Raw genomic sequence first — 8611 nt, forward strand, 5'->3', positions numbered from 1 at the left:
TAATCTTCTGGCTTAGAGTTTCAATCCCTCATAGGTAGGCTCAAAACTTTTACCCTATCCATTACCCCTTAATCAAATTTAACCCAGTTTCAATCCCTCATAGGTAGGCTCAAAACATAATAGTTATTTTTTAGAAGTTTATTGCCCTATTTAGTTTCAATCCCTCATAGGTAGGCTCAAAACAAATAAAACATTGCAACATAGAGTAGAAGTGAGAGGGTTTCAATCCCTCATAGGTAGGCTCAAAACTTACCCTATCCATTACCCCTTAATCAAATTTATCCCAGTTTCAATCCCTCATAGGTAGGCTCAAAACCCATTTTCCTATTGATAAAAGCCAAACTTGATTTTCAAATAAATCCTTAATTTATTTAATTTTTTAAATTATAAAATTAAAAAACACTCTATTTCAAACAAAAATTTTATTTTTTCTTTTTGTCCATCCCCTGAGACTTTTACATTACTCACCATGGACGACTCACCACCACATAACAAAGGGTTCATATTCTTCATCACTTATTAAATGCTTCTCTATTTTATATAACTCCATCCTTATAAGAGTTCTATATGAAACATGCCTTCCTAACTTCCTGTGCTTTATTGTTGCTCTCAATTTATTATCCATTTCCTCTACAAAAATCTTTTTCCCATTTTCATTTAAAAATATACCACCCATTTCATCCATAAAATGCCTCTCCTGAATCATACCCTTATTTACTAATTTAAAAATTAACCTGTCCACAATTATTGGTTTAAAAATCTCTGAAACATCCAAATTTAATGAAAACCTCCTGAAATTGGTGGCATGTAAAAACCCGATCCTTGGATCAAGATGTGTCTTATAAATCTCAGATAAAACATAAGAGTATAAAAGCGAATTCCCATAACTTATTAAAGCATTTAACTTGTCCCTTGGAGGTCTCCTTTCCCTCCCTGTATAATAAAAATTCTCCTTCTTTATTATTTTATTAAAACTTCTGTAATAAATATCCTTTACATTACCCTCAAGTGCCATTATCTCCTCAATTGACGAAAAATTCTCTAAACTTTCATAAATTTCTTCTATATTTTTTATTTCTCTTCCTAAATCCTCCCCTCTCAAATTGTAATATTCCAAAACCTTTATCATATTTAAAATAGCACCCTTAACAAACTTCTTTGCAAGCCTAAATCTTTTATCATTATCTAAATAAAACTCTGACTGTTTTAAAATTAATGCACCAGAATTATAATGTTCCCTTGGATAATAACTTCCCTCATAAAAACCATAATAATTATAAAAATGTAACAAAATACCCTCCTGCGATAAAAAAATTAAAAGTTTTTTATTTATGCTTACTTCCCCAAATAAATGAATCTCTCCTGTATTTTCAATGGGTATATATTTCTTATCACCTGAGGAACTCTCAAAATATAATGTATTTTGTTTCCTTTTTAATTCTCCATCACTAAAAATATAAATTGCTCTTTTCATATAATTATTTCCTCCTTTCCTTTTTCCTTTCCCATTATCTCCCTTGAAGTATATAATTTTGTTGTAAAAATATAAAAAACTATTGAATCTTCATCCTCCTTTATAACTTTTCTAAGTTCATATTTTAATTTTAAAAATTTTGCCTCTGTTATCTCTCCCTCTAATACAGAGTTTTGAATCCATGTCAAATATTTCCTCGCAATTTTCAAAACCTTTGCAACCCTCTCTTTGTTAATATCATAAACCATTATTAAATACATATCTCAAACATCCCAAATCCCTGAGAATTCTTTGAACCAAGACCCGCATCATAAGCAAATTTTATAATCTCTGGCTCTGATTCCACTTCATAAGTCCCAAGCCAACCTTTAATTACCGTACCTTTATAGTTTATTATCTTTTCGGAATTTTTATCCACTTCTAAAGGTCGGATTTTAAAATCAAATTCAAAACTCTTTTTGAAAAATGCTTCAAATTTCTTTCTCAAATTCTCCTTTATTAAAATCTCAAATTCCCTTTCAAAAGGTGAATAATAATATGTTTTTTTGCTCTCCTTTTTATATAAAGTGCTATAACATGTGAGAGGCGAAAGCATCTTTATCTTTTCCTTCTTTCTTGGAAAAATGGGCTGAATCACATCTATCCTCTTTAATGTTAAGAAATTCCTATTAATTTCAAATTCAGGATTTTTTAAAAGATTTTCAGCAAATTTTGAAATAAACTCATTTAAAGGAGATGAGAGAAAAAAACTTATCTCCTTATCAAAGATTATTTCTTTTTTAAAAATATAAAATTCCTTTGAAAATATCCTTGAAAAAACAAACATCTTAAATTTTCTTTTACCATACTCAAAGCCTTCATCATGTAAAAATTTAGCAAGTTCTTCACCTATATTTTTATAAATAAATGACTGAATCAAATAATTGTAATGCAAAGGTAACCTTATATTATTTTCCTTTGAATTTGTTAATATTATCTTAATTCTCATGAGAAACAAAATTCTCTATAAGCACAGTTTTTACAAAATTTTACTTTTCTAATTTCTGGTGGTTTTTCCATCTTTAAAATTTCTTTTATCTCAACTATTGCCTTTTCCAGTTTAAGAACTCTTTCCCTGTCAAGTTCAACCTCAATCTTTTTCTTTTCTTTTGGAATAACTATTTCACCTTTTGCCTCAATTCCTATTTTTTTAAGATTGTATAAATAAAAACAAAGTTGCATTTCCGCTGATTCAAGAAATTTTGATGATTTTTTAATCTCAGCAATTACAATACTACCTTCTCTCAATTTAATAATGTCAAACTTCATCCCCTCTGTCTCAATTTCCTTTTTTTTCTCTTTTATAAACTTCTGAATGTAAAATTCTCCCTATTTCAAGAAAAGGATCATCCTGAAAGGGTGTGATTTCATGCCCCATTAACCAAACCTCTCTTTTGCAAATAAAATAATACCAAATAAGAGTAGATGTTATATTCATTACATAAATTTACTCTCCTTTAAATTTTTGGTTTGGATTGTCTTCCATAATAATATAACCTATATCCTGAATTTTTAAAATCCTCTCTTTCTTTTTTCTTATTGTGATGAATGAGGGATAAAGAATTTTTTGCCTTTCCTCAATAGGGACAAGATACATCTTTAAAGGAAAATTTTTCTCTTTTTTACATTTTTCATGCATTAAATAAAGTAACCCCTTCCCATCTATTATCTCTGTATCCTCTTTAAAGGGGAAAGGATATTCTGTTTTAATTTCTGATTTATCAACATCTTCTTCTACCTCCTTTTTATTTATATCTTCTATGAAAAACGGGGATTCACTATCACCACAGGTAAGAGGAGTTCTCTTAAGGGCTCTAATAAGGTCATCTATAAAACTATCATCTTTGAATATTGTCAATACCTGAAGCTGCCGCGAATATGCAAACTGCCTGCCAAGGGCATTAGTGAATTTCCCGGAAAGTGTATCCTTCCACTTGACAATAGCAGAAGTTGTGTAACTTTTAATAACACAGGGAAAAAGAAGCCTTGAACCAGCCCAGAGTATCTTATCTTCAATCAGTTCAAGATACTCTAAAGGGTGCTTATCATTTTTATAGCGCTGAAGGGCATTAGAAAGCATCCCAATTACAGCAGAAGGTGGTAGCACTGGATAAGTTAAGGCAGATTGCCATGTAAAAGGAATCCTAATGGAATACAGGGAATTCAGCCTTATATTAAAGACCAGAGCCTTCATTATCCAATTTTGCTTAGTAGCTCATCCAAGATATCATTAATACTATTCTTTTTTACAACTCCCTCTGGGGTTTCACTTCCCCAGTAAAGAAGGGTCGCATCCTCAGGCATTAATCCTATTGTTTTGGAAATATAATCTGAATACATAGGTGAAACAGGAAACGGCAATGGTCCTTTTTCAGAATATGCCACAAGAACCTCTACAGGATTTACATGGGGAATGGCATGGGAAAGGCTCGCGCCTATCTGACCTGAAAGCATCAGGCGATATGCTTCAATGGCAACTTTTATTCTTTTTTTTCGGTCATTATCTTCCACTGCATAAGGATTTTTACTTCCAAGATTTAATTCAACAAGTCCAATTCTATCCACATCAAGAGCAGAAACAAAGGTATAGATGCCTGAAGCATAAGATTTGTGGAATGGCATTTGAGAAACAAGCTTTTTATCATCAAAGTCAATTCCACTTTTGACTCTTGAATGAATAACCTGCTTTGAAGGAGACTCACTACCTAAAATAGGCATAAGCCAAGAAAACATAACTCTTGAACTTCTTCTTTCAGAAACACTTTCTTGCTCCTCCTCTTCTTCAGATGCTTTTTTTCCTCTTTTTCCTTCTCCTGCAATTGCTGCAAGATACCCGTGAATATCACAAATAGCACATTTCTTAATAACAGCCACCTGTCCTTCCACAATAGCATTTTTATGAGAAAGAATATTATTTTCCAGTTTTGCCGGTCTTACAGGTTCACCAATCTTACAGGCATCACAGAAAGGCAAGCCTTGCTCTGAGCCTAACTTTCTCATCCCTTCATAATGCCAGTGTTTGAGCATCCTACCTGATACTGCTGGTGCTTCAACCCTATTGCCGTTTTCATCAAGAAACTCCATAATCCTTATATCAGTTACATTTCCTGCCACTGCCTCATTATTGAGGTCGTGGACATTTAATTGAACCCTTACTGCAAATGTTACAAATTTTAGCATGTTTCACCTCCTATTTTTTGTTTAACTCCTTTAAAATATCTTCAATTTGTATCTTTTGGATGCTCTTCAGAATATCTTTTAAAAAAATCTCGGGATTACGTTTAGACATAAATAACCTCTGATAAAATATACTGTTTGAGCTCCTCTTTTAAGGCGCTTTTAAGGACAAGATCTACTTTGCAGCCAAAAAGATTTTCAAGATAAAATTTGAGTTCCATATAATTATCAAAAGTTTTGTTGCCCTTCTCAAATTCAACAAGAATATCTATATCACTTCTTTTTTTTGCTTTACCTTTTATTCGTGAGCCAAAAACACCGATCTCTTTTACCTTAAATCTGCTTTTAATCTCAGGAAGATGCTCTTTAAGTTTCTTTATTATTTTATTTTTCATTTTTGATAGTATTTATCGGTTTATCCTTCTCTTCAGGTTTTGATGGAAAAGAAAAGGCGAGCATCACAAGGGCTAATTTAGTAGATTCAAAATCCTCGTTTGCAAGTCTAAAAATTTCTTGGATCTCATAGTCAGTTGGAAGATGTATAGGTTCTTTTTGTTCCAAACGCAATCTTCCTTCTCTTAACATCTTTGTTATTGTTTCTTCAAAATCTTTAGATTCCCTTTTTGCATTTCTTATGGCATCCGCATATCCATATTTTCTTTCTTTTATAAAATATCTTAATGTCTTTGCAAGACTTAGCAAAGATGTATTTTTAATAATTTCTTCTTTTATCATAGCCACCTCCTTTAAAAGATATTTTGTTGTTTCTGGGTATAAAAGACTTACCCAATCACCCTTTTGGGGTGATGTTTCCTGAACATAAAGACGGGCAAATTTTAGAAGAGCAGATTTATTCTTGTGATAAATAGCATTGTTCAATTCCTGTAGCGCTCCATATGCATCCTTCCTATATATATTTTCAACTACCGCAATATTATAAGGTGTCTCTCTTATAAATTTTAAGTAATTCTCAATAGATATTAGAAAAAGGCCATCTACATGATAACCCTGTTGGCGGCTCAATACTGCTATAAATAAGTCAAATCCTTTTAAAATATCTGCTGAAGATGGAATCTTAGATAAAAATACAAGAGGAATAACTACTTGAGAAATTTTACTATTAAACCTTTCTTTTCTGATTTGGTGTTGTAAAGCAAAGACCTCTTGGAGTCTATTGCCGCTAATTTCCTCCTTAGGGACCGGAATGATTATTACTTCCCTATCAGATATATTAAAAATAAAAGATGCATACCATATACCAAGAAGTGCCAGCAAGCCACAGGTTTTGCAAATGTCTCTGGGGTTAGTTGGTCTTCTTGGTTGGCCTCTGTAAAAAGTAATATCTACTCCATCTCTTTTACATAAAACTCCCGTAGTTGCTGCGGCAGTAAAGCCAAGCACATTGCTGACCGTCTTTCTTAATCTATGCCTGCAAAAATTCTCTCTTTCCCTATTTTCAGCAAGAGTGATAATTGATTTATAAATGTTAAGAGAGAATGCTTCTTCTTCCGATACACTTATACTCTCTGCACTCCTACTTGTTATCCCTGGTGTATTAAATGGTATAAAAATTGATGCAAGTAATCTTTTGCACAGGAAATTAAAGGTTTTATTAAGTGTGTTGAAGTCAAATTCCTCTATATCAATCTTTATTTTGTAAAAACCACCTTCATCTTTAATAGTAACTTTTTCCCCACCGAATGTCTCAATCGCAACCCTTGCCAATCCATAGGCAATCTTAATTTCCAAATCAGGAAAACCAGTTGCTGGAGTGTAAAGGGTTAGCATTTCAATCCCCTAATCTTTCATTCAAAAATTTTCCTTTTGCTGTAAGTTTTATGCGATAAATTCTGTCAGACTCATCCTTTTCTACAGTTATCAATCCATAAGTGAGTAATCTTTCTATTTCATTGGGTGTATCTAAATACAATTTTTCTGCATCTTTACCAGATAAATACTTAATAATAGATAACCTTCGTAAAATCTCAACCTCTTTACCTTTTGGAATGTAAAAAAGTGAAGGCATAAATACCACCTCATTAAACTCTTCATTCATATAATACACTTCTGCCTCTACTAAAAATGCTGCCAAAGCTGTAGTAATCACATGGGCTTTAAGCCCTCCTGTTGGATTGAAATAAACCTTATAACCCTCTTCTTTTTTCCTTTTTGCAAGATAAATTAATCTATCAAGGAGCTCAGAAATACCCCGCTTAAATTCATCTATAGCATATTTTTCATCAAACTTTGCCTCCCAAAAGTATCCACTTACTTCAATAGGGGTATACAACCTAAAACCTAATTCCTTCAAATATGCTTCTATTACTCTTCTGCACAGTTCATTTGAACTTGTCTTTGTCCCAAAGAGATAAACTTCAATTTCTTCGGGATTTTTATCTTTAACCACTCTTAAAAAAGTATTCAATTCCGCCGAGTTTCTATATGGGTCATGTTTAACAAACTCTTTAAGTTTATTGATCTCTGACGGATTTCGTAATAACATTTCCCAATAATCTTCATCTGCCACTTTTTTATCCTGTGGTAATATACCTGCCCTTTGAGCATTAGTTAAAATGGATACACCGCTACTTATAATATGAAACTCCTTCATTTTTATTCCTCCTAAGTTTCAAAAATTCCATATCCTAAAGCTGTTTTGGCACCTATACCATGTTCTTTTAATGCCTCTTTAAGTAATCTTTCTGCTATATTTAATAAATTATTTTCACGGGAAAGTAAGCAAAATTGAAATTTTGTTTTTTCAACAGTTAAAAATTTTATAAGATCAGGATTCTGCCAATCAGCTGGCGGTTTATCTCCGGAATAATATTCAGGATAATGAACATTCATTATGTCAATTTTTAAATTAATGTTATTAACAGGATAGGCATCCATAAAAATTACTTTACCTGCCTGTTTCTGGGTGCCAAAGATCTCAATAACTTTTTTAAAGTCTATATTATCAAGGGAAAAACCTAAATCATTTCCGGTATCTAAAGCTTTGGCAACTTCATCAATTGAGTCTTTAAAACTTTTATTCTCTATTTTAGTTTTTTCTTCAGCAAATTTTAAAACAGCCCAGTGTCTTGTAATACCCTTTACAGCACTTCCAGGGATATAAGGGATTCCATAAATATGATGAAGTGTCATTGAAGTCTCCTGAGGATGGGAAGCACCAAGACCAATTACAAGACGCCATGGACAGAAGGCAGATATTGATTTACAATTAAATCCAGATTTCTGTAGCTTCTCAATCATTTTATCTTTTCTTGTCGTAATCTGTTTTAAGAAATTTTGATCCCATTTAAATCTTTGGATATCTTCATTTATTCTTATTTTCCAATTTATGATTTTTGGAAAATTGAAAAGATAAAAGAAGTTATTTTCCTCGGAAAATGACGATATGGTTGAGAATACATTAAAAGTATCTTTTGGCAAATATTTATTACCTAAATTACTTATTGAAAAATTAACACTCATTCTTCTCCCCCTTCTCCTTCAATCATCCCCTCAGCAAACTTCTTAAGCCAATTTAAGAAGGCAAGAACTTCTTCTGTTACATACCTGTAGTTATATGAGTCAAGGGAAATAACCCATTCAATGAGCTCATTTTGATTTTCTGGCATTTTTATTCTGGCGGTTGAATCACTTTTTAGGTAATCAGTTAGTTGTTTATAGATTAAATCGTAGGCATTTCCCTCTTCCTTTTTTGCATAAACAAAAGCAAGGGTTTGACCAAGCCCATTTGAAAGAATCATCTGCGGAATTTTACGGATATGGGAGCGATAATCTTTGAGTAAACTTTTGTATTGCTTTAAAATCTCTTTTTCTTCTTTAGAAGTGAGTTCTTTCTCTTTTAAAGCATAATTTTCAGGATTATTTAAAATTTCTTCTATTTTTTCTTTTGTTATTTTGCCATCC

General features: G+C 32.1%; 12 protein-coding genes and 1 CRISPR repeat array. All 12 genes read right to left on the reverse strand.

Going from position 1 to position 8611, the window contains the following annotated elements:
- The first annotated feature begins 16 nt into the window (after positions 1-16).
- A CRISPR array of direct repeats spans positions 17-316; the repeat unit is 31 nt; unit sequence AGTTTCAATCCCTCATAGGTAGGCTCAAAAC.
- A 162-nt stretch (positions 317-478) separates the two neighbouring features.
- Positions 479-1474 (reverse strand): type I-B CRISPR-associated endonuclease Cas1b, encoded by a 996-nt coding sequence (gene cas1b / locus ABIN73_10025; GenBank protein ID MEO0270063.1) that lies wholly within the window; start codon positions 1472-1474, stop codon positions 479-481.
- The gene (cas2, locus tag ABIN73_10030) at positions 1471-1734 is read right to left on the reverse strand and encodes a CRISPR-associated endonuclease Cas2 (protein MEO0270064.1); all 264 of its coding nucleotides are present in this window, start codon (positions 1732-1734) and stop codon (positions 1471-1473) included. Before cas2 ends, cas1b begins: the two co-directional genes overlap by 4 nt.
- Entirely contained in the window at positions 1725-2462 is a 738-nt protein-coding gene (cas6, locus tag ABIN73_10035; GenBank protein ID MEO0270065.1) for a CRISPR-associated endoribonuclease Cas6, read from the reverse strand. Before cas6 ends, cas2 begins: the two co-directional genes overlap by 10 nt.
- Positions 2459-2782 carry a CRISPR-associated protein Cas4 gene (gene cas4 / locus ABIN73_10040; GenBank protein ID MEO0270066.1) on the reverse strand — a complete coding sequence of 108 codons (324 nt, stop codon included), beginning with the start codon at positions 2780-2782 and terminating at the stop codon, positions 2459-2461. Before cas4 ends, cas6 begins: the two co-directional genes overlap by 4 nt.
- Positions 2783-2792: 10 nt before the next feature.
- A complete protein-coding gene (locus tag ABIN73_10045; GenBank protein MEO0270067.1) occupies positions 2793-2891 on the reverse strand; it encodes a hypothetical protein in 99 nt (32 codons plus the stop codon).
- Between the two features lie 69 nt (positions 2892-2960).
- The gene (gene cas5 / locus ABIN73_10050; GenBank protein ID MEO0270068.1) at positions 2961-3707 is read right to left on the reverse strand and encodes a CRISPR-associated protein Cas5; all 747 of its coding nucleotides are present in this window, start codon (positions 3705-3707) and stop codon (positions 2961-2963) included.
- Entirely contained in the window at positions 3707-4693 is a 987-nt protein-coding gene (locus tag ABIN73_10055) for a DevR family CRISPR-associated autoregulator (GenBank protein ID MEO0270069.1), read from the reverse strand. The genes cas5 and ABIN73_10055 overlap by 1 nt, the downstream gene beginning before the upstream one ends.
- A 101-nt stretch (positions 4694-4794) precedes the next feature.
- Positions 4795-5085 carry a nucleotidyltransferase family protein gene (locus tag ABIN73_10060; protein MEO0270070.1) on the reverse strand — a complete coding sequence of 97 codons (291 nt, stop codon included), beginning with the start codon at positions 5083-5085 and terminating at the stop codon, positions 4795-4797.
- Positions 5075-6478: a type I-A CRISPR-associated protein Csa5 gene (gene csa5 / locus ABIN73_10065; GenBank protein MEO0270071.1), complete on the reverse strand. Its 1404-nt coding sequence runs from the start codon at positions 6476-6478 to the stop codon at positions 5075-5077. The genes ABIN73_10060 and csa5 overlap by 11 nt, the downstream gene beginning before the upstream one ends.
- A 1-nt stretch (position 6479) precedes the next feature.
- Positions 6480-7301, reverse strand: a complete 822-nt coding sequence (locus tag ABIN73_10070; protein MEO0270072.1) for a putative CRISPR-associated protein — start codon at positions 7299-7301, stop codon at positions 6480-6482.
- Positions 7302-7312: 11 nt separating this feature from the next.
- Complete coding sequence (gene cmr6, locus ABIN73_10075; GenBank protein MEO0270073.1) at positions 7313-8170, reverse strand: type III-B CRISPR module RAMP protein Cmr6; 858 nt, start codon at positions 8168-8170, stop codon at positions 7313-7315.
- A partial coding sequence (cmr5, locus tag ABIN73_10080; GenBank protein MEO0270074.1) for a type III-B CRISPR module-associated protein Cmr5 occupies positions 8167-8611 on the reverse strand: 445 nt, incomplete at its 5' end. The genes cmr5 and cmr6, both read right to left, overlap by 4 nt.

The organism is candidate division WOR-3 bacterium, assembly GCA_039804025.1.
Taxonomy (GTDB): Bacteria; Hydrothermota; Hydrothermia; order Hydrothermales; family JAJRUZ01; genus JBCNVI01.